Source organism: Streptomyces sp. NPDC059861 (assembly GCF_042731435.1).
In the GTDB taxonomy this organism is placed as follows: Bacteria; Actinomycetota; Actinomycetes; order Streptomycetales; family Streptomycetaceae; genus Streptomyces.
In genome coordinates, this window is the sequence record NZ_JBHWJQ010000024.1 from 62,668 (window position 1) to 82,248 (window position 19,581).

At 71.3% G+C, this 19,581-nt stretch carries 18 protein-coding genes and 1 riboswitch; of the genes, 5 read left to right on the forward strand and 13 right to left on the reverse strand.

The window, feature by feature from the left end; all coding sequences use genetic code 11:
* Nucleotides 1-31: 31 nt before the first annotated feature.
* From ACFV6X_RS21655 to ACFV6X_RS21665, 3 genes are all read right to left on the reverse strand, one after another.
* Nucleotides 32-691 carry a TetR/AcrR family transcriptional regulator gene (locus ACFV6X_RS21655; RefSeq protein ID WP_385385809.1) on the reverse strand — a complete coding sequence of 220 codons (660 nt, stop codon included), beginning with the start codon at nucleotides 689-691 and terminating at the stop codon, nucleotides 32-34.
* Nucleotides 692-757: 66 nt separating this feature from the next.
* A complete protein-coding gene (locus ACFV6X_RS21660) occupies nucleotides 758-898 on the reverse strand; it encodes an SCO1431 family membrane protein (protein ID WP_365449151.1) in 141 nt (46 codons plus the stop codon).
* Nucleotides 899-1,061: 163 nt separating this feature from the next.
* Nucleotides 1,062-2,438 carry a peptidase C39 family protein gene (locus ACFV6X_RS21665; protein WP_385385811.1) on the reverse strand — a complete coding sequence of 459 codons (1,377 nt, stop codon included), beginning with the start codon at nucleotides 2,436-2,438 and terminating at the stop codon, nucleotides 1,062-1,064.
* Nucleotides 2,439-2,597: 159 nt separating this feature from the next.
* Here ACFV6X_RS21665 and ACFV6X_RS21670 point away from each other — a divergent pair, with 159 nt between their 5' ends.
* Together ACFV6X_RS21670 and ACFV6X_RS21675 are read left to right on the forward strand one after the other, a co-directional pair.
* Nucleotides 2,598-3,197, forward strand: a complete 600-nt coding sequence (locus ACFV6X_RS21670) for a uridine kinase (protein ID WP_385385812.1) — start codon at nucleotides 2,598-2,600, stop codon at nucleotides 3,195-3,197.
* Nucleotides 3,198-3,687: 490 nt separating this feature from the next.
* Complete coding sequence (locus ACFV6X_RS21675; RefSeq protein WP_385385814.1) at nucleotides 3,688-5,547, forward strand: AAA family ATPase; 1,860 nt, start codon at nucleotides 3,688-3,690, stop codon at nucleotides 5,545-5,547.
* 36 nt (nucleotides 5,548-5,583) lie between these two features.
* Here ACFV6X_RS21675 and ACFV6X_RS21680 read toward each other — a convergent pair whose 3' ends face one another.
* The 9 genes from ACFV6X_RS21680 to ACFV6X_RS21720 all read right to left on the reverse strand — a co-directional run bounded on the left by ACFV6X_RS21680 (nucleotide 5,584) and on the right by ACFV6X_RS21720 (nucleotide 12,903).
* The gene (locus ACFV6X_RS21680; RefSeq protein WP_385385816.1) at nucleotides 5,584-6,663 is read right to left on the reverse strand and encodes a hemolysin family protein; all 1,080 of its coding nucleotides are present in this window, start codon (nucleotides 6,661-6,663) and stop codon (nucleotides 5,584-5,586) included.
* Entirely contained in the window at nucleotides 6,660-7,985 is a 1,326-nt protein-coding gene (locus tag ACFV6X_RS21685) for a hemolysin family protein (RefSeq protein WP_385385818.1), read from the reverse strand. Before ACFV6X_RS21685 ends, ACFV6X_RS21680 begins: the two co-directional genes overlap by 4 nt.
* 206 nt (nucleotides 7,986-8,191) lie before the next feature.
* Nucleotides 8,192-8,635 (reverse strand): PH domain-containing protein, encoded by a 444-nt coding sequence (locus ACFV6X_RS21690; RefSeq protein WP_365449161.1) that lies wholly within the window; start codon nucleotides 8,633-8,635, stop codon nucleotides 8,192-8,194.
* A 15-nt stretch (nucleotides 8,636-8,650) separates the two neighbouring features.
* The gene (gene hisG, locus ACFV6X_RS21695) at nucleotides 8,651-9,499 is read right to left on the reverse strand and encodes an ATP phosphoribosyltransferase (RefSeq protein ID WP_385385820.1); all 849 of its coding nucleotides are present in this window, start codon (nucleotides 9,497-9,499) and stop codon (nucleotides 8,651-8,653) included.
* A gap of 52 nt (nucleotides 9,500-9,551) precedes the next feature.
* Nucleotides 9,552-9,824, reverse strand: coding sequence for a phosphoribosyl-ATP diphosphatase (locus ACFV6X_RS21700; protein WP_048458133.1), 273 nt, complete (start codon nucleotides 9,822-9,824; stop codon nucleotides 9,552-9,554).
* A gap of 34 nt (nucleotides 9,825-9,858) precedes the next feature.
* Entirely contained in the window at nucleotides 9,859-10,344 is a 486-nt protein-coding gene (gene ribH / locus ACFV6X_RS21705) for a 6,7-dimethyl-8-ribityllumazine synthase (protein WP_385385822.1), read from the reverse strand.
* A gap of 20 nt (nucleotides 10,345-10,364) precedes the next feature.
* Nucleotides 10,365-11,663, reverse strand: coding sequence for a bifunctional 3,4-dihydroxy-2-butanone-4-phosphate synthase/GTP cyclohydrolase II (locus tag ACFV6X_RS21710; protein WP_385385824.1), 1,299 nt, complete (start codon nucleotides 11,661-11,663; stop codon nucleotides 10,365-10,367).
* The gene (locus ACFV6X_RS21715; protein ID WP_385385826.1) at nucleotides 11,660-12,304 is read right to left on the reverse strand and encodes a nicotinamide riboside transporter PnuC; all 645 of its coding nucleotides are present in this window, start codon (nucleotides 12,302-12,304) and stop codon (nucleotides 11,660-11,662) included. Before ACFV6X_RS21715 ends, ACFV6X_RS21710 begins: the two co-directional genes overlap by 4 nt.
* Entirely contained in the window at nucleotides 12,301-12,903 is a 603-nt protein-coding gene (locus ACFV6X_RS21720; protein WP_385385828.1) for a riboflavin synthase, read from the reverse strand. The genes ACFV6X_RS21715 and ACFV6X_RS21720 overlap by 4 nt, the downstream gene beginning before the upstream one ends.
* A 145-nt stretch (nucleotides 12,904-13,048) precedes the next feature.
* Nucleotides 13,049-13,179: riboswitch (FMN riboswitch) on the reverse strand.
* A gap of 215 nt (nucleotides 13,180-13,394) precedes the next feature.
* Between ACFV6X_RS21720 and ACFV6X_RS21725 the strand changes: the two genes are divergently transcribed.
* Both ACFV6X_RS21725 and ACFV6X_RS21730 read left to right on the forward strand, forming a co-directional pair.
* Nucleotides 13,395-15,734, forward strand: coding sequence for a chitinase C-terminal domain-containing protein (locus ACFV6X_RS21725; RefSeq protein ID WP_385385830.1), 2,340 nt, complete (start codon nucleotides 13,395-13,397; stop codon nucleotides 15,732-15,734).
* Between the two features lie 213 nt (nucleotides 15,735-15,947).
* Nucleotides 15,948-16,703 (forward strand): SDR family oxidoreductase, encoded by a 756-nt coding sequence (locus ACFV6X_RS21730; RefSeq protein ID WP_385385832.1) that lies wholly within the window; start codon nucleotides 15,948-15,950, stop codon nucleotides 16,701-16,703.
* 3 nt (nucleotides 16,704-16,706) lie between these two features.
* Here ACFV6X_RS21730 and ACFV6X_RS21735 read toward each other — a convergent pair whose 3' ends face one another.
* Nucleotides 16,707-18,236: an ROK family transcriptional regulator gene (locus ACFV6X_RS21735; protein ID WP_385385834.1), complete on the reverse strand. Its 1,530-nt coding sequence runs from the start codon at nucleotides 18,234-18,236 to the stop codon at nucleotides 16,707-16,709.
* A 117-nt stretch (nucleotides 18,237-18,353) separates the two neighbouring features.
* Between ACFV6X_RS21735 and ACFV6X_RS21740 the strand changes: the two genes are divergently transcribed.
* Nucleotides 18,354-19,571, forward strand: a complete 1,218-nt coding sequence (locus ACFV6X_RS21740) for an MFS transporter (RefSeq protein ID WP_385385836.1) — start codon at nucleotides 18,354-18,356, stop codon at nucleotides 19,569-19,571.
* The last annotated feature ends 10 nt before the right edge of the window (nucleotides 19,572-19,581 follow it).

The window sequence follows — 19,581 nt, forward strand, 5'->3', positions numbered from 1 at the left end:
TCCGCCCCCCTTCCACCGTTCGGGCTTCTGTTCAGGCGTCCCGGCGGGCCGGCTCCGGGGCCGGGTACGACGGGTCGAGTTCCTCGATGGCCCGCATGGCGCCGCCCAGGGTCTTGACCAGCAGGTCACGCATGGTGTCGCGGGTGAGGTCGGCGCGGTCGATCCAGTCGAGGGTGGCGCCCTCGACGCCGCACACCCAGGTGAGCAGGCCCATCCGCGCGAGCGGGGCGATCTCCCCGTGCCCATACGCGCCTTCGGCGATGGTCGCCACCATGGCCTCGCGCACCCCGTCCCGGATCGCCTGCACCTCGGTGTCGAAGCCGACACCGCCGCTGACGATCGTGCGGTACGCGGCGTGGTTGCTCTCGGCGTAGCGCAGATAGCCGTCGATCGTGCGGTGCACCCGGTCCACGGGGGCGAGTTCGAGGCCGCCGGCGGCGAAGGTGACCAGGTCGGTGACCGAGTCCTGGACGATGGCCAGGTAGTAACCGCGCTTGGACTGGAAGTAGTAGTAGATCAGCCCCTTGGCGACATGGGCCTGCCGGGCGATGTCGTCCATCGAGAGCGCGTCGTACGACGTGTCGGCGAACAATCGTCGCCCGATGGCGATGAGTTCGGCGCGGCGTGCCGCCGAACGCTCCGTGCCGCGCGCCCGGGGCCGGGCGGCGTCGCGCTCTTGGCTGATATTCAATTTCGACCCTGGTTCCAACGGGCGGCGGGACAAGCGCAGTATGGCAGGTCGGGCCCGCAGGTCAGGTCACAGCAGTCCCACCTGCGTCAGGAGCATCGCGAGCACCACGACGAGGGTCCAGCCCACGATGTGCTCGACGATCTTCGGGCCGTCGTCCTTGGGACCGCCGGTGCGGACGCGGGCGGCAGTGGCTGACTGTGCGCTCATGATCTCTCGCTGGTCTCGTGCGTGCGGTGGACTCCCCCCACCGATCTGTCCACCTTGCCACCGCGGGCGGCATTTGTGATGGAGACGTTGGTCACAGCACAACGGCTCCCGGCACGAAGCCGGGAGCCGTCGGGGCCGGTGCGGCGGTCACCCGCCGCGGGTGTCAGCGCACCCCCACCGCCGCGAGTGCCAGCCGCTGGCGGGCGGTCGGACGGGCCGGGAAGTACAGGTAGCAGACGCCGCCCGTGCCGGAGACGACGTTGCCGGAGGCGTTGTAGCGCTTGGTGCGGAGCCAGATGTTCTCCCACTCGCGCCGGTCGTAGATCCGACGCACCGCCTGGTTGCTCGGCGACGCCGGGTCGTTCGCGATCACGTCGCCGTCGGCCGTGAAGCCGATCACGGTCATCAGATGACCGGAGGTGCCGTAGCCCGCGCCGGTCAGCTCCTTCTCCAGGAACGACTGGGACGTTATGGCCGGGATTCCGGCCGCGATCAGCGCCTCCAGGTCGGTGAGCGAGCCGAGCCGGGTGACCACGCCCTGCAGACCCGGGAAGGTCGAGGCGTAGGCGGCGTTGAACGGCCAGTTGCCGCAGCCCGCGTACTGGTAGTCGTAGGTGTACCGGGCCGCGTGGCAGACCTGCGGGTCGGCGAAGTCCGGATCGACCCAGGACAGCTGCTCCTTGCTGAGCCGACCGCCCCAGTACTCGACGATCATCTGCGAGGAGGTGGGGCTGCACCAGGCCTCGCCGCCGTTGTCGTACTCCGGGTACTGCCCCTTGTGAATCTCCTGTGAGTACCTCGGCACAGCCAGTTCCTTGGCCAGGCGCGGCTTGGAGGCCGGGACCGTGAATCGGTCCGGGATGTCGGAGCCCATCGCGCCGACCCGCCAGACCGTCGGCGTGAGCGTGGTGCCGGGCTTGCGATAGAGCGTCAGACGCAGCCGGTACGAGGTCAGGCGCAGACCCGACGCCGGGTCGTCGACGGAGAAGGTGTCCGTCCAGATGGTGCTTTTGCCGTCGGTCTGGTCGTCCACCGAAGTGCGCCTGATGTCCTCGTCACCGGCCGCCCAGCGCCCCATGACGTACCAGGGCGTGTCCGTGCCGTCGGAGTAGGTACCGCGCAGGTCGACCTGGATCCAGGTACCGGCCGGGGTGTGCGCGTTCCAGGAGGCGATCACCTCCGTGGCGGGGACGGCGAGCCGGTGGACCGGGCCGGTCCAGGTCGCGTACTCCCAGGTGGAGGTCGTGCCGGTGTGCGGATCGGGGTAGCTGGTGGTGCCGGCCCGCGAGGCGATCACCACCCCGGGGCGGGTGCCGTCGACGGCACGGGTGCCCTGGGTGGATCCGGCGCGCCAGTCGGCGTACGTCGTCCAGAAGCGGTTGTCGACCGGGCGGGCCGGCACCTTCGTGAGGCCGGCCGTCACCGGGTCGTCGGCATCGGCGGACGGGGTGGCCACCGCCGGGCCCGCGCTGCCCGCGACGGCGGCGGCGACCGCTGCGGCCAGGAGGGCTCTGCGGGAGGGCTCTTCGGCTCTGCTCATGGGCGGATGACTCCCAGGGTCCGAGTCGGGGCAGGTCCAGTGCACGGATGCGTGCGCCAACTATGGCCGCAGGAAGCCGCCACTGCCAGCACTTCGAGGCATGCCACGCCCGGCAATATTGGTCGGTACCACTGGCAGGAGCTGGGAGATGATGGGGACGTGTCGCACTCGTACCGCATTGACCCGGCCACCGCGCTGCCCGCAGTCGCCCGCCTGCTGAGCGAGCTCCCCCCGTCCTGCGGGCCCGTCCGCCTGATCGGCGTCGACGGGCACGCGGGCTCCGGAAAGACCACGTTCGCCGGGCAGTTGGCGGACGCGCTGGGCGGCGCGCCCGTGCTGCACCTCGACGACATCGCCAGCCACGACGAGCTGTTCGCCTGGACCGAGCGTCTGGTCGACCAGGTGATCGAGCCCTTCGGGCGGGGCGAGACCGCGCACTACACCCCCTATGACTGGAGAGCCCGCCGGTTCGGGCCGCCCCGTCCGCTGCCGCCCGCGCCGGTGGTTCTCCTCGACGGCGTCGGCGCCGGCCGGCGCGCCCTGCGTCCGTGTCTGGCGCACCTGCTGTGGCTGGAGTTTCCGCACGAGGACGCCTGGGCGCGAGGACAGTTGCGGGACGGGGAGGAACAGCGGGAGTTCTGGGACGGGTGGGTCACAGCGGAACGGCGGCATTTCGACGAGGACCCTTCCCGCCCCTTCGCCGACTTGCTGGTGCGCTCGTTGCCCACGGGGTATGAGGTGCTGCCAGGGCCTGGGTGATCACCTGGTCCGGACCAGAATGTGACGCACGGTGACGGGCCGTCCGCAATGTGCTGAACCCGTGAAGACCCTTGCGGCCGAACTTGGCCGACTGCCTCAACTCGGCTTGACCGGGGGGCCGTACAGGTCTTACGTTCTCAATGTGCGGCCAAAGGTGGTCGCCGGCAGACGCGAAGCCCCCGGTTGTTCCCCCGTGATCGGGGGCTTCGTTCTGCCCTCATTCACTTCCGGCAGGCGCTCCGCGGCACGATCCGCTCACCCTCGGTCACGACGCGACCGCGCCCCATCTGCTCCCACCTCGCCGAACGCCCCCTTGCCGCACCCTACGGCGGGCACCGACCCGACGGTACGATGCCCTCGGTGCGACCTGTGGATGCTGCTCCGCGCACCGTTGCAACTCCGGTCCGCAGCACAGCGGTTCGACATGAGTCGGCCGGCGGGCGACGGCCCGGCGGCGAACCAGCGGGGGCACGGTTTGTGGGGGGACGGGATGGACTTCGGCACGCAGGGCCTCGAGGCCCCGGCCGACCTGGCCTGGCTGCGCGGTGTGGACGCGTACACCATGGGCGCGTATCCGCAGGCGGAGGAGGAGTTCCGGGCCGCGGTGCGGCTGGACCCCGCCATGGCCGACGGCTGGCTCGGGTTACACGCGCTGCGGGTGGACACGACGACCGCGCTGCTGAGCATGTTCCGGCACCGCGACCGCTTCGGCGAACAGCGCACCCGGCACCGGCGCACGCTCAACTCCTGGTACTGGCTGGGCTGGTGGGTACAACCCGTGCTGGAGAGCCCGCGCGACCTGCTGCTCGCGCACGCCTCGCACTGGCTTGACGGCCGCCACGTCCCCGAGCTGGACCGCGCCCTCGCGGGCCTGCCGCCCATAGACACCGACCCCCAGGTGCGTTTCCTGCACGCCTGCCGTGCCTATCTGGTCAAGGACTGGGAGCAGTTGGTACGGCACACCGACCCGCTGCTCGACGATCCGCTGCTCGGTATCGAGGCCGGCCTCTTCGGCGGTATGGCCCGGGTCCGCCTGGAGATGTACGGGCAGGCCGAGCCGCTGCTGTCGGCGGCCCTGATGCGCTGCCGCAGTGAACAGCCGCAGCGCAAGGAACTGCGCTACTGGCTCGCCCGCGCCCACGAGGGCACCGGCCGCTCCGCCGCCGCTCTCCCCCTGTACCGGGCGGTGCACCGCGTCGACCCGGCCTTCATGGACACCTCCGCCCGGCTCGCGGCGATCGCCGAGGGCGACGGATACGACGACTCCGCCGACTTCGTCTCGATCACGCTCACCGGTGCCGGGGACGTGGTCGACGGTCCCGACATGCTCGATCCGCTGTTCGGCACCGAAGGCCGGGACCTGAGACTCCCCGACGCCGGGCCGCCCACCGGTCCCCCGCCGCCGGTCCCCGATCCGGCGGTGCGGGAGAGGACCGTGCTGTCCTCCCAGCCGCTGCCCGCCGGTCCCACCGACCCCGGGTTACTGGAGCAGGCGCTCGCCGAGCTGGAGCGCATGGTGGGCCTGGAGCCGGTGAAACGCCAGGTCAAGGCGTTGTCCGCACAGTTGAACATGGCCCGGCTGCGGGCCGGTCAGGGTCTGCCGGTGCAGCCGCCCAAGCGACACTTCGTCTTCTCCGGCCCCTCCGGCACCGGCAAGACCACGGTCGCCCGCATCCTGGGCCGGGTCTTCTACGCCCTCGGGCTGCTCGGCGGCGACCACCTCGTGGAGGCGCAGCGGGCGGACCTGGTGGGCGAGTATCTCGGGCAGACCGCGGTGAAGGCCAACGAGCTGATCGACTCGGCGCTCGGCGGCGTGCTCTTCGTCGACGAGGCGTACTCGCTGTCCAACTCGGGCTACGGCAAGGGCGACGCCTACGGCGACGAGGCGCTCCAGGTGCTGCTGAAGCGGGCCGAGGACAACCGGGACCACCTGGTGGTGATCCTGGCCGGCTACCCGGAGGGCATGGACCGCCTCCTCGCCGCGAACCCCGGACTGTCCTCCCGCTTCACGACCCGCGTGGACTTCCCCTCGTACCGACCCCTCGAACTCACCGCGATCGGCGAGGTGCTGGCCGCGGAGAACGGGGACGCGTGGGACGAGGAGTCGCTGGACGAGCTGCGGTCGATCGCGGGGCATGTGGTCGACCAGGGGTGGATCGACGAGCTGGGCAACGGGCGGTTCCTGCGCACCCTGTACGAGAAGAGCTGCGCTTACCGGGACCTGCGGTTGTCCACCTGTCCGGGGGTGCTGTCGCGCGAGGACCTGGCGACGCTGCGGCTGCCGGATCTGATGCAGGCGTACGGAGAGGTGCTGTCCGGCCGGGGGCCGCAGGACCCGTCACCCATGTGACGGATCCCACGGCCTCGACGCGTGCCGGCCGGCGGCTCAGCCGGCCAGTACCTCCTCGCCGGAACGGGGCTCGGACATCACGGGCGCGGGCGGCAGCTCCCGGTGCGCCGGATCCGTCACCTCCCCGACCAGCAGCTCCAGCACGTCCTCCAGGGCGACCAGCCCCAGCACCCGCCCGGAACCGTCCGCCACCTGCGCCAGATGGGTGGCGGCCCGGCGCATGACGGTGAGCGCGTCGTCCAGGGGCAGCTCGGACCGGAGCGTCGTCATGGGCCGCCACAGATGCTGCGGAACGGCCCGCTCCGACTCCTCCAGGTCGAGGACGTCCTTCACATGCAGGTACCCCATGAAGGCCCCGTTCCCGGCGGCCACCGGGAAGCGGGAGTACCCGGTGCGGGCTGTCAGCTCGATGATCCGGCCGGGCGTCACCGCAGGGCTGACCGTGACCAGCGACTCGCGCCGCAGGAGCACGTCGGTGACCGGGCGCGAGCCCAGTTCCAGCGCGTCCTCCAGACGTTCGGCCTCCTCGGGGTCGAGCAGGCCGGCCTGACCGGCGTCCTCCACGAGCCGGTTGAGCTGCTCGCTGGTGAACACCGCCTCGACCTCGTCCTTGGGCTCGACCCGGAAGAGCCGCAGCACGCCCTGGGCGCAGGCGCCGAGGGCCACCGTGATCGGCCGGCAGACGCGGGCGAAGGCGACCAGGCCGGGGCTCAGCCACAGCGCCGCCCTCTCCGGCGCCGCCATCGCCAGGTTCTTCGGCAGCATCTCGCCGATCACGAGGTGGAAGAAGACGACAGTGGCGAGGGCGATGACGTACCCGAGCGGATGGATCACCGCGTGCGGCATGTGGACCCAGCCGAAGACCGGTTCCAGCAGACGCGCCACCGTCGGCTCGGCGACCGCGCCCAGGGTCAGCGAACAGATGGTGATGCCGAACTGGGCGGCGGCCATCATCTGCGGCAGCCGTTCCAGGCCGTACAGCACCTGGCGGGCCCGGGTCGTGCCCAGCGGTTCGATCTGGCTGCGGCGGACCGAGACCAGCGCGAACTCGGCGCCGACGAAGAAGCCGTTGGCGAGCACGAGCAGTGCCGCGAACAGCAACTGGAGCACGCTCATCGCACGGCCTCCCTCACCGGGGCGGTGCGCACGATGCGTACCCGCTCGGCGCGGTAGTGCCCGATCTGGCGCACGGACAGCCGCCAGCCGGGCAGTTCGGCGCGGTCGCCGACCGCCGGGATCCGGCCGAGCAGGTCGGCGACCAGGCCGGCGACCGTCTCGTAGGGCCCCTCGGGCACGTCGAGGCCGATGCGCCGCAGGGCGTCGACCCGGCAGCTGCCGTCGGCGTCCCAGGCCGGGCGGCCGTCCTCCGGCGGGGCGGCGGCCAGTTCGGGCAGGTCGTGCCCGTCGTGCTCGTCCCGGACCTCGCCGACGAGCTCCTCGACGATGTCCTCCAGCGTGACGACACCGGCCGTGCCGCCGTACTCGTCGACGACGACCGCGATGGGCTGCTCGCGGCGCAACCGGGCGAGCAGCGGCTGCACCGGCAGCGTCTCGGGGACCAGCAGCGGCGACTTGGCGATCCGGCCGACGGGGGTGCGCAGCCGCTCCGGTGCGGAGACGGCGAGCGCGTCCTTCAGGTGGACCATGCCGACGACCTCGTCGATCCGGTCCCGGTAGACCGGGAAGCGGGACAGCCCGGTGGCCCGGGTGAGGTTGACCACGTCCGCGGCGGTCGCCGAGGACTGCAGGGCGCTCACCTTCACGCGCGGGGTCATCACGTGCTGCGCGGTCAGCTCGCCGAGCGACAGCGTGCGCACGAAGAGGTCCGCGGTGTCCTGCTCCAGGGCGCCGGCGCGCGCGGAGTGCCGGGCCAGGGAGACGAGCTCCCCCGGGGTGCGGGCGGAGGCCAGCTCCTCGGTGGGCTCGACACCGAGGGCGCGGACGAGTCGGTTGGCGACGGAGTTCAGAGCGGCGATCACCGGCCTGAACGCGCGTGCGAACAGATGCTGCGGGCCGGCGACGAAGCGCGCGACCTGCATGGGGCGGGACACCGCCCAGTTCTTGGGGACGAGCTCACCGACCACCATCTGCACGGCCGAGGCCAGCAGCATGCCGATGGCCACAGCCACTCCGGACACCGCGCCCTCCGGGATGCCGACGGCCGTCAGGGGGCCGTCCAGCAGCGCGGCGAGGGCGGGTTCGGCGAGCATGCCGACGACCAGGGAGGTGATGGTGATGCCGAGCTGCGTGCCGGAGAGCTGGAACGACAGCTCCTTCAGCGACTCGACGACCCGGTGGGCCCGCCGGTCGCCCTCGGCTGCGGCCTTCTCGGCGTCCGGGCGATCGACCGTCACGAGGCCGAACTCGGCCGCGACGAAGAAGCCGTTGGCCAGGATGAGCAGGAAAGCGGCTGCCAGAAGCAGCAAGGGGAGGGTCATGATGCCGCCGCCTCCGCGCTATGTCGGCAGGGGGCGGCGCAGGTACTACAGGACGATCCGTCCATCGCCGGAGAGGGTCACTCCTCGGGTCGCAGGAACCCCTGTGCACCGGGCCGGCACAACAGGGGCGGAGGCGTCACGGAAAACGCCTCCGCCAACAGATTAATCAAGACACCGACCGGTTCGGCAGGGTGAAGTGCTCCGAGTCAGGCCCGATGTTCCCCGGAACGGGCCTCGACCAGCGTCCGCAGCGCCCGCGCGTCGGCGATGGCCTGCGCCTTGGCGATGCCGGGCTGGATGCCGATCGCGGCCAGGCTGGTGCCGTCGCTGAGGTCCAGGAACACCCACGGGTCGCCGACCCGCAGATGCACCTGCACGATCTCGGCCCACTCCAGGCGGCGCGTGCTGGCGAAGTTCACGACGGTGACGCCGGTCTCGTCCGCGACGACCTTCGGGCGGGCGAGCATCAGGGCCACGCCCGCCAGCATGGCGGCCGTGAAGATGAAGCTGAGCCGCTCACCGGGGCCGAGCCGGTCCAGCAGCAGGGCGATCGTCGACACGACGACGAAGGTCACGACGGCTGCGGTGAGCAGCACGGCGCGGGTGCGGCCCGGCCGGAAGGTGACGGGCAGCGTGGGCAGATCCGACATGGGGTGCGGTGTCCCTCAGAGGCGGCAGGCGTGGATGGCGGTGGTCAGGATGGCCCGGGCGCCGATCTCGTAGAGGTCGTCCATGATCCGCTGGGCGTCCTTGGCGGGGACCATGGCCCGGACGGCGACCCAGCCCTCGTTGTGCAGCGGCGAGATGGTCGGCGACTCCAGGCCGGGTGTGAGCGCGACGGCCTTCTCCAGCTGCTCCACGCGGCAGTCGTAGTCCATCATCACGTACGTCCGTGCCACCAGGACGCCCTGGAGCCGGCGCAGGAACTGCTGCACCTTGGGCTCCTCGCCGTCCGCGCCGGTACGGCGGATGACCACGGCCTCGGACTTCATGATCGGCTCGCCCACGACCTCCAGGCCCGCGTTGCGCAGGCTGGTGCCGGTCTCGACGACGTCCGCGATGACCTGGGCCACGCCGAGCTGGATGGCCGTCTCGACGGCGCCGTCGAGGTGGACCACGGAGGCGTCGATGCCGTTGTCGGCGAGGTGCCGGGCGACGATGCCCTCGTAGGAGGTGGCGACCGTCATGCCCTTGAGGTCAGCCAAGCCGCCGAGGGTGCCGGGCTTGGAGGCGTAGTGGAAGGTGGAGCGGGCGAAGCCGAGCGGCAGGATCTCCTCGGCGTCGGCGGCGGAGTCGATCAGCAGGTCGCGGCCGGTGACTCCGATGTCGAGCTTCCCGGAGGCGACGTAGATCGCGATGTCCCGGGGGCGGAGGTAGAAGAACTCCACGTCGTTCACCGGGTCGACGATCCGCAGCTCCTTGGACTCGCGGCGCTGCTGGTAGCCGGCCTCATGCAGCATGTCCGCCGCAGGGCCGGAGAGGGAACCCTTGTTGGGGACGGCGATGCGCAGCATGAGGTCGGCTTCCTTCGTTCGGGGTGTTTCGCTGTGTGCTGGGGAGCGGGGCTCAGAGATGGGCGTAGACGTCGTCGAGGGAGATCCCGCGCGCGACCATCATCACCTGGACGTGGTACAGCAGCTGCGAGATCTCCTCGGCGGCCGCCTCCTTGCCCTCGTACTCGGCGGCCATCCAGACCTCGGCGGCCTCTTCGACGACCTTCTTGCCGATGGCATGAACGCCCTTCTCGACCAGCTCCGCGGTGCGGGAGGTGGCGGGATCGCCGTGGGCGGCCTTGTGCTGGAGCTCGGTGAAGAGCTCCTCGAACGTCTTCTTGGACATGGTGACGCCCACTCTACGGGTTGTGCCGCGCGACCTAACGCCAGGGTTCAGATACTGAACGGAGCGTAGCCGCGGTCGCCACCGCCGCCGTCACCGCCTCGTGCCCCTTGTCCTCGTGGGAGCCCTCCAGACCGGCCCGGTCCAGGGCCTGCTCCTCGGTGTCGCAGGTGAGGAGGCCGAAGCCGACGGGGACGCCGGTGTCGACGGACACCTGGGTCAGGCCCTGGGTGACGCCCTGACACACGTACTCGAAGTGGGGGGTGCCGCCGCGGATGACGACTCCGAGGGCGACGATCGCGTCGTAGCCGCGGCCCGCGAGGACCTTGGCGACGACCGGGAGTTCCCAGCTGCCGGGGACCCGCAACAGGGTCGGTTCGTCGATGCCCAGATCGTGCAGGGCACGCAGCGCCCCGTCCACCAGACCGTCCATCACCTTCTCGTGCCACTGCGCCGCGACGACGGCGACCCGAAGGTCACCCACATTGCGTACGGACAGTTCCGGTGCACCCTTGCCGCTCACGATTCTCCTCGGTTGTTCTCTTACTGGTTGCCGCAGGTGGTCACGGCGGGCGTGTCCAGCCAGGGCAGGTCGTGGCCCATCCGGTCCCGCTTGGTGCGCAGGTACCGGAGGTTGTGCTCGCCCGCCTGTACGGGCATCGGCTCGCGCTCTGTGACGTCGATGCCGTGCCGGACGAGCGCGTCCGTCTTCTCGGGGTTGTTGGTCAACAGGCGGACGCTGCGCACGCCGAGGTCCGCCAGGATCTGCGCCCCGGCCGCGTAGTCGCGGGCGTCGGCGGGCAGGCCCAGCTCCAGATTGGCGTCGAGGGTGTCCCGGCCGCGCTCCTGGAGCTCGTACGCCCGGAGCTTGGACAGCAGGCCGATGCCGCGGCCCTCGTGTCCGCGCAGATAGACCACCACACCGCGGCCCTCGGCCTGGATGCGCTCCAAGGAGCCCTCCAGCTGGGGGCCGCAGTCGCAGCGCAAGGAGTGGAAGACGTCGCCGGTGAGGCATTCGGAGTGGAGGCGGACCAGGACGTCCGCGCCGTCGCCGAGGTCGCCGTGCACGAGGGCGACGTGCTCGACACCGTCGACGATGGAGCGGTAGCCGTACGCCGTGAAGGTGCCGTGGACGGTGGGGAGCCGGGTCTCGGCCTCGCGGCGGACGGTGGGCTCGGAGCTACGGCGGTAGGCGATCAGGTCCTCGATGGAGATGATCGTCAGGCCGTGCTTGCGGGCGAACGGGACCAGCTCGGGCAGGCGCAGCATCTGGCCGTCCTCGCCGGCGATCTCGACGATCGCGCCGGCCGGACGCAGGCCCGCGAGGCGGGCGAGATCGACCGCGGCCTCGGTGTGGCCGTTGCGCGTGAGGACGCCGCCGGACCTGGCGCGCAGCGGGAAGATGTGGCCGGGCCGGACGAGGTCGGTGGGCTCGGCGGTGCCGCTCGCGAGCAGGCGCAGCGTGGCAGCCCGGTCGGAGGCGGAGATGCCGGTGGTCACACCGTGCACGGCGGAGGCGTCCACGGAGACGGTGAAGGCGGTCTTCATCGACTCCGTGTTGTCCTCGACCATCTGCGGGAGCCGCAGCCGGTCCAGCTCCTCGGCCTCCATGGGGGCGCAGATCAGCCCGCGGCACTCGCTCATCATGAAGGCGATGATCTCGGGGGTCGCCTTCTCGGCGGCGATGACGAGGTCGCCCTCGTTCTCGCGGTCCTCGTCGTCGACGACCACGACCGGGCGGCCGGCCGCGATGTCGGCGACGGCCTGCTCCACGGGATCGAGGGTGAGGTCGGCGAAGTCTTCGGTGTATTCGGTGCTGTACAGGACGGGGGCCGCGGTCATGCCGGTGCTCCTTCCAGGACGGGCCGCGTGTCCCTGCGGGAGCGCAGCCACCAGTCGCGCATGCCCCACAGGACGAGTGCGCCGTAGATGACGTAGACGAAGCCGGAGAAGGCGAAGCCGTTGGCGAAGTTCAGCGGCACGCCGACCAGGTCGACGAGCAGCCAGGCGAACCAGAACTCGACCATGCCGCGCGCCTGGGCGTACATGGCGACGACGGTGCCGACGAAGATGTAGGCGTCCGGCCAGGGGTCCCAGGACAGGGACGGGTAGGCGGTGAACAGGCCGCCGACCGCGAGGGTGCCGAGCGCCGCCGCGCCGAGCAGCACACCACGCTCGCGCCAGGTGGCGAACCGGACGGCGACGGAGCCGTCCTGCGCCTGCTGCCGGCCGCGGTTCCACTGCCAGAAGCCGAAGCCGGCGACGAGCATGACGACGATCTGCTTGCCGGCGCTGCCCGAGAGGTGGGCGGTGGCGAAGGCCGCGAAGAGGATCAGGCCGGAGACGAACTGGGCGGGCCAGGTCCAGATCGAGCGGCGCCAGCCGAGCGCCAGGGCGATCAGACCGATCACGTTGCCGATCATGTCCGACCACTTGATGTGCTGTCCGAAGAGCGTGAACGCCTCGGAGTTGAGCCAGTTCACCGGGCGGCCCCCTGACCGGCCATCAGCCGCTCCACGTACTTGGCGATGACGTCGACCTCGAGGTTGACCGGGTCGCCGGGCTGCTTGAGTCCCAGGGTGGTCAGGGCGAGGGTGGTGGGGATCAGGCTGACGGTGAAGAAGTCCGGGCCGGCCTCGACGACGGTCAGGCTGATGCCGTCGACGGTGATGGAGCCCTTCTCCACGACATAGCGCGCGAGGTCCGCCGGGAGCGAGATCTTGACGATCTCCCAGTGTTCGGAGGGGATGCGCTCCAGCACGGTGCCGGTGCCGTCGACGTGGCCCTGCACGATGTGGCCGCCCAGACGGGCGCCCACGGCGGTGGGCCGTTCGAGGTTGACGCGGGAGCCCACGGTGAGGACGCCCAGGCTGGAACGCTTGAGGGTCTCGGCCATGACGTCGGCGGTGAACTCGTCGCCCTCGTGTTCGACGACCGTGAGACACACGCCGTTGACGGCGATGGAGTCGCCGTGCTGTGCCCCTTCGGTGACGACGGGGCCACGGAGCCGGAAGCGGGAGGCGTCGCCGAGGTTCTCGACGGCGGTGATCTCGCCCAGCTCTTCGACGATTCCGGTGAACACTTCCCGGGTCCTCCTGCCATTTCGGGCACGGACTCCGGGGCTGTCGAGACGACAGAATCACGAGCGAGGACACCGGGGCGACGCCGGACGGACTCGTCCCACAACGGGACGATCACAGTCGGCGGCGCGCACGAATGCCCGCTCGCCGCGCACTGCCTCCCATCCGGACTTTAACCGTCGGTCCAGGAATTTCACCTGGTCAACCGGTCGCTGGAGGCGACCGGGTCGCGGACTGTAACCGCCGGTTCGGATTTTCACCGACCCCGGAGTGCGCTGCTACTGGTACAGGGCCAGTGTGCCACGACCGATCGAGGTCCATACAGGCGCGCGATGTGGGGTGCCTCACAGGCCGTGTCGCTGGACTTCTCCGACGGGCCGCAACGTGCTCCAACTCCTATAAGCCGTCGCTCGCTTGAGATTGGTACAGACCTATTGACGCACTGGTCTAGTCCTCTCTAGGGTCTGCGCAACTCCGTGGAGAGGAACCGATCGTGCTGTCCCCCTCACGTCACAGATCCAGACCTGCCCTCCTCGCCGCCGCCGGGGCGGTCGCCGGCCTGGTCCTCGCGAGCCTCCCCGCCACCGTCTCGCACGCCGCCGACCAGGAGTCCTGCCGCCCCGACGGCCTGTACCGGACCGCCGGCGTGGACGTCCCCTACTGCTCGGTCTACGACTCGGCCGGCCGGGAGAGGATGGGCGCCGACCACCAGCGCCGGGTGATCGGCTACTTCACGGGCTGGCGCACCGGCGTGGACGGCACACCCGCCTATCTGGCCTCGGACATCCCGTGGGACAAGATCACCCACATCAACTACGCCTTCGCGCACGTCGACGGCGGCAACAAGATCTCCGTCGGGACGGACGGCGCCACGAACCCGGCGACCGGAATGACCTGGCCGGGCGTCACCGGCGCCGATATGGACCCGGCGCTCCCCTACAAGGGCCACTTCAACCTGCTGAGCAAGTTCAAGAAACAGCACCCGGACGTCAAGACGCTGATCTCGGTCGGCGGCTGGGCCGAGACCGGCGGCTATTTCGCCGACAACGGCACGCGGGTGAACTCCGGCGGCTTCTACTCGATGGCCACGAACGCCGACGGCTCGGTCAACCAGGCCGGCATCGACACCTTCGCCGATTCGGCGGTCGACTTCCTCAGGAAGTACGGCTTCAACGGCGTCGACATCGACTACGAGTACCCGACGACCATGAAGGACGCGGGCCACCCGCTCGACTGGCCGATCGCCAACGCCCGCCGGGCCGGTCTGGTCAAGGGCTACGCCGCCCTGATGAAGACCCTGCGCGAGAGACTCGACCGCGCGGGCGCGGCGGACGGCCGGCACTATCTGCTGACGGTGGCGGCGCCGTCGTCCGGATACCTGCTGCGCGGCATGGAGACCTTCCAGGTCCAGAAGTACCTGGACTACGTCAACATCATGTCGTACGACCTGCACGGCGCCTGGAACGAGTACGTGGGCCCGAACGCCTCGCTCTTCGACGACGGAAAGGACGCGGAACTCGCGGCGGCGGGCGTCTACTCCACGTCCCAGTACGGCGGCATCGGATATCTGAACACCGACTGGGCGTACCACTACTTCCGCGGCTCGATGCCGGCCGGGCGCATCAACATCGGCCTGCCCTACTACACCCGGGGATTCAGGAACGTCACCGGCGGCACCGACGGTCTCTGGGGCAGGGCCCCCGCCACGAACTGCGCCGCCGGTTCCGGTCTCACCAAGTGCGGTGACGGCGCGGTCGGCATCGACAACCTGTGGCACGACAAGGACGACAACGGCAGGGAGTCGCCCGCCGGTTCCAACCCGATGTGGCACGCCAAGAACCTGGAGAAGGGGGTCGTCGGCGACTACGTGACGCGGTACGGCCTCCCGGCCGGGACGACGCTGACCGGGACCTACGCCCGGAAGTACGACGCCACGCTGGTAGCGCCCTGGCTGTGGAACGCCGAGAAGAAGGTCTTCCTGTCCACGGAGGACGAGCAGTCCGTGCGCGCCAAGGCGGACTACGTGGTCGACCGGGGCATCGGCGGCACGATGATCTGGGAGCTGGCCGGCGACTACGGGTGGAACGCGGCCAAGGGACAGTACGAGTCGGGGACGACGCTGACGACCGCGATGTACGAGAAGTTCAAGTCGGCCTCCCCGTACGGCGCGAAGCGGTCGACGATCGATCTGCCGGCCGAGGCGCTGAACATCGACGTCGAGTTCGGGCAGTTCCCGCTCGGCGACTCCAACTACCCGATCAGCCCGAAGCTCAAGATCACGAACCGGACGAACACGACGCTGCCCGGCGGTACGGAGTTCCGCTTCGACTACGGCACTTCGGCGCCCGGCAACGCCAAGGACCAGTCGGGGTGGGGTACTTCGGTGATCCGCAGCGATCACACCGGGCCGAACGTCGGCGGCCTGAAGGGCGACCACCACCGGGCCTCGCTGACGCTTCCGGGCTGGCAGACGCTGGCGCCGGGCGCCTCGGTGGAACTGGACCTCGTGTACCACCTGCCGGTGTCGACGCCGTCGAACTGGACGGTGGCGTTCGGCGGGAAGACGTACGCCCTGGCGGCGGACCTGGCGCGCGGGACGACGGTGGTGGAACCGGGGACGGGGGCACCCACGCCGACGCCGACACCCACGGCGAGCCCGACGGGCGGCACCGGGCAGTGCACGGCTCCGGCCTGGAACGCGGTGACCGAGTACGGCGGAGGTGGCACGGTGGCCCATCGTGGGCACTCGTGGAAGGCCAAGTGGTGGACGAAGGGCGAGGAGCCCGGCACCACCGGTGAGTGGGGGGTCTGGCAGGACCTCGGCGCCTGCTGACCCCGCTCGGAACGGGCCCGGCGGCGGTGACGACGGCCCTTGCCCGCCGCCGGGTCTCCCAAGGACGCACGAGGTCTCCCAGGGACGCCTGACAGGGATCGCGCGCCCGTGGAATGCGGTCTGTCGCGGTTGTCACATTTCAGGAGGGCTACTCGGTCCCAGCCGGCGAAGGGCGCTCCACCCGGGGCGCGAGGCGTCCGAAGGGACTGAGCCATGACCACGATCCTGGTGACCGGCGGTACCGGAACCCTCGGCCGAGTCGTCACCGAGCGGCTGCGCGCGGACGGGCACGAGGTGCGGGTACTCAGCCGGCACGCCCAGCCGTACGCCGTGGACCTGCGCCAGGGCGGCACCGTGCTGGACAAGGCCGTCGCGGGCGTGGAAACGGTCGTGCACTGCGCGAGCACTCCGGGCGGCGGTGACGAGGAGGCGACCGCGCATCTGGTCGCGGCGGCACGGCGGGCCGGGGTGGGCCATCTGGTCTACATCTCGATCGTCGGGGTCGACCGGGTGCCGCTCGGCTACTACCGGACGAAGCTCGCAGTGGAGCGGCTGATCGAGGAGTCGGGTCTGGGCTGGACCCTGCTGCGCACCACGCAGTTCCACGATCTGCTCGTCCGGGTGTTCGACACCCTGGCCAGACCGCCGGTGCTGATGCTGCCGGCCGGGCTGAAGGACCAGCCGATCGAGGTGGAAGAGGTCGCGGAGCGGCTCGCGGAGCTGGCGGCGGGCGGGCCGGCGCGGCGGGTCCCGGACATGGGCGGCCCGGAGGTGCGCACGTTCGAGTCGCTGGCCCGTACGTACCTCAGGGCCACGGGCCGCCGGCGCCGGATCGTGAACGTGCCGCTGTGGGGCCGGACGTACGGCGCCTTCCGCGGCGGTGGGCATCTGGCGCCGGAGCAGGCCGTGGGGAAGCGCACGTTCGAGGAGTACGTCGCGGTGCGCATCGAGGGCGGCCGGAGGGCGTGACGCCTACCGCCCCGGGGGTGCGAACAGCTCGTCCTGGGCCCGGTCGCGCGCCGTCAGCAGTGCGCCGCGCAGTACGGCACCGCCGCCAAGGACACTGGCCCGCACCTCGGTGACCAGCGGCGACATCCGCCGCACCCGCTCCCCGACAAGCCCGGCGAGCACCTCACCACCGGCCTGCCCGACCTCCCCACCGAGCACCACGCACCCGGGATCCAGCACGGCGGCGACGGAGGCCGCCCCGAGAGCGAGCCGTTCGGCGAGCACATCGAGGAAACGGGCGGCGGCGTCGACGGATGCGTCGGCGGGGGCCGCGGACACGCCGGCGGGGGGCCCGCCGGCCCCGGACCCTTCAGGGCGGGCCCCGGACAGGTCGGCACGAGTCCCGTACGCCTCGGCTGAGGCCGCGGACACACCGGCGGGGGGCCCATACGCCTCGGCGGGGGTCGCGGACACCTCGACGCGGACCCCGGACACCTCGACGCGGGTCCCGGACACGTCGAACGCCGCGCCCGCGTCACCGTGACCCGCCGCAGCCCCCGCATCCACCGCACCAGCCGCACCAGCCGCACCTGCCGCACGCGCAGCAGCGGCACCGTCGGCCACCCACACGGCCCTCCGCACCACCTCCGCCGCCCCGAGTCCCCGGCCGTCCGCGGTCACCCGCACCCCGCACTCCTGCGCCAGGGCCACGATCGCCCCGGCCGACGCCAGCGAGTGGAAGCCGCCCGCGCAGTCCGTCGCCGTCGGCACCCCGCCCGTCCCCGGCACCGGCAGGAACCCGATCTCGCCGGTGCCTCCGGACGCACCGCGCCGCAGCGATCCGTCCAGCACCACCGCCGCCCCCGTGCCCTGCCCCAGCCACAGCAGCACGAAGGTGTCCCGGTCCCGGGCGGCGCCCTCCCGCTGCTCCGCCAGCGCCGCGAGGTTGGTCTCGTTCTCGACGATGACCCGGGCGCCGGGAAGGCGTTCCTGAAGGGCCTCGACGAGGCGCCGGTGCCATGCGGGCAGGCCGGAGGAGTCGCGGAGTTCGCCGGTGGCCGGGTCGATCAGGCCCGGCGCGCCGATGCCGACGGTGTGCAGCCGCCCCCACGCTCGAACGCCCTCGCGGGGGGGCGCCCCCACCGCCCCCGCCTCCTTAGCCGCCCGCTCCACCAGGGCGACCGCCTGCTCCACCGCGGGCCCGGTGCCCGTGTCGTCGCCGATCGGCACGGACGCCTCGGCGAGCACCCGGCCGAGCAGGTCGGAGACCGTCACGGAGACGCCCTCGGTGCGGACGTCGAGGGCGGCCAGGTAGGCGCGGTCGGCAACGATGCCGTAGAGCTTGGCGTTGGGACCGCGCCGCAGCTCGCCGGCCTCGCCGACCATCTCGATCAGGCCGGCGGCGGTGAGGCGTTCGACCAGGTCGGCGACGGTCGGCCGGGACAGTCCGGTCAACTGCTTCAGCTGCCCGGCCGTCAACGGCCCCTCCTGCTGCAACAGCCGCAGGGCGAGCCGGTCGTTGATGGCTCGGGCGGTGCTCGGGGATGCGGGCATGCCGGGATCCTTCCAGATGGGCCTGTCGCCCTGCCTCGCCCTCTATCTATCAGGCAGGGTCCCTGATAATTTACCGCCGGACGCGATCGGCGCCAGGACACGACAAGGGGCGGGAACATGAAGGACGTGGTCTACCAGCACCGAGAGGTGATACGCGCCCGGTACGCCGTGGCGGCCGTGTTCGCCGTGCACGGCGCGGTCACCGGCTCGTTCGCCACCCGGGTCCCCTGGATCCAGGACCACGCCTCGGTGGGCCCCGGCCAACTCGGCCTCGCGCTCGCCTTCCCCGCCCTCGGCGCGTCCGTGGCGATGCCGCTCGCGGGCCGGATCAGCCACCGCTTCGGCGCCCGTACCGCCCTGCGCGGACTGCTCGCCCTGTGGACGCTGTCACTGCTCCTGCCGTCCCTGGCGCCCAATCTCCTCGCGCTGTGCCTTGCCCTGTTCACCTTCGGCGCCACGGCCGGCATGGCGGACGTCGCGATGAACGCGCTCGGCGTGGAGATCGAGAACCGCCTGGGCCGCTCCATCATGTCCGGCCTGCACGGCATGTGGAGCGCGGGCGCCCTGATCGGCTCGGCCGGCGGCACGCTCGCCGCGCACCTGGGCACCGACGCCCGACTGCACCACGCGCTGGCGGCCGCCTGTCTCACCCTGCTCGGCCTGATCGCCTGCACCTGGGTGCTGGACCTCCAGCCCGCCGAGGACGAGGAGCCCCCGCCGCGCTTCGCACTGCCGCCGAGGTCGGCGCTGCTGATCGGCGCGGTCGGCTTCTGCGCGGTGTTCGCGGAAGGCGCGAGCCTGGACTGGTCGGCGGTCTATCTGAAGGACGAGCTCGGCACCTCGGCCGGTCTCGCGGCGGCCTCGACGACCGGCTTCACGCTCACCATGGCGATCGCCCGGCTCGCGGGTGACAAGGTGGTGGACCGCTACGGGTCCGTCCGCACGGTCCGTGTCGGTGGTGTCCTCGCCTTCGTGGGCGGTCTGCTGATCGTCCTCGCCGACCACCCGGCGATGGCCATGTCCGGCTTCGCGCTCATGGGTCTGGGCATCGCGGTGGTCGTCCCGCTGTGCTTCGCGGCGGCGGGCCGCAGCGGCCCGAACCCGAGCCTGGCCATCGCGGGCGTGGCCACCATCACGTACACCTCCGGCCTGGTGGCCCCGAGCGCGATCGGCACGCTCGCGCAGGCGACGAGCCTGGTGGTGTCGTTCACGCTGGTGACTCTCCTGTCGGGCGGGCTCGCCGTGTTCGCCGGCGTGCTGCGCTCCGGCGACCGGGACCGCCCGAAGGTCGTGACCGGCGGCCCACGTGTACGGAGCACCCGCGACCAGCCCTGACAATGGTCCG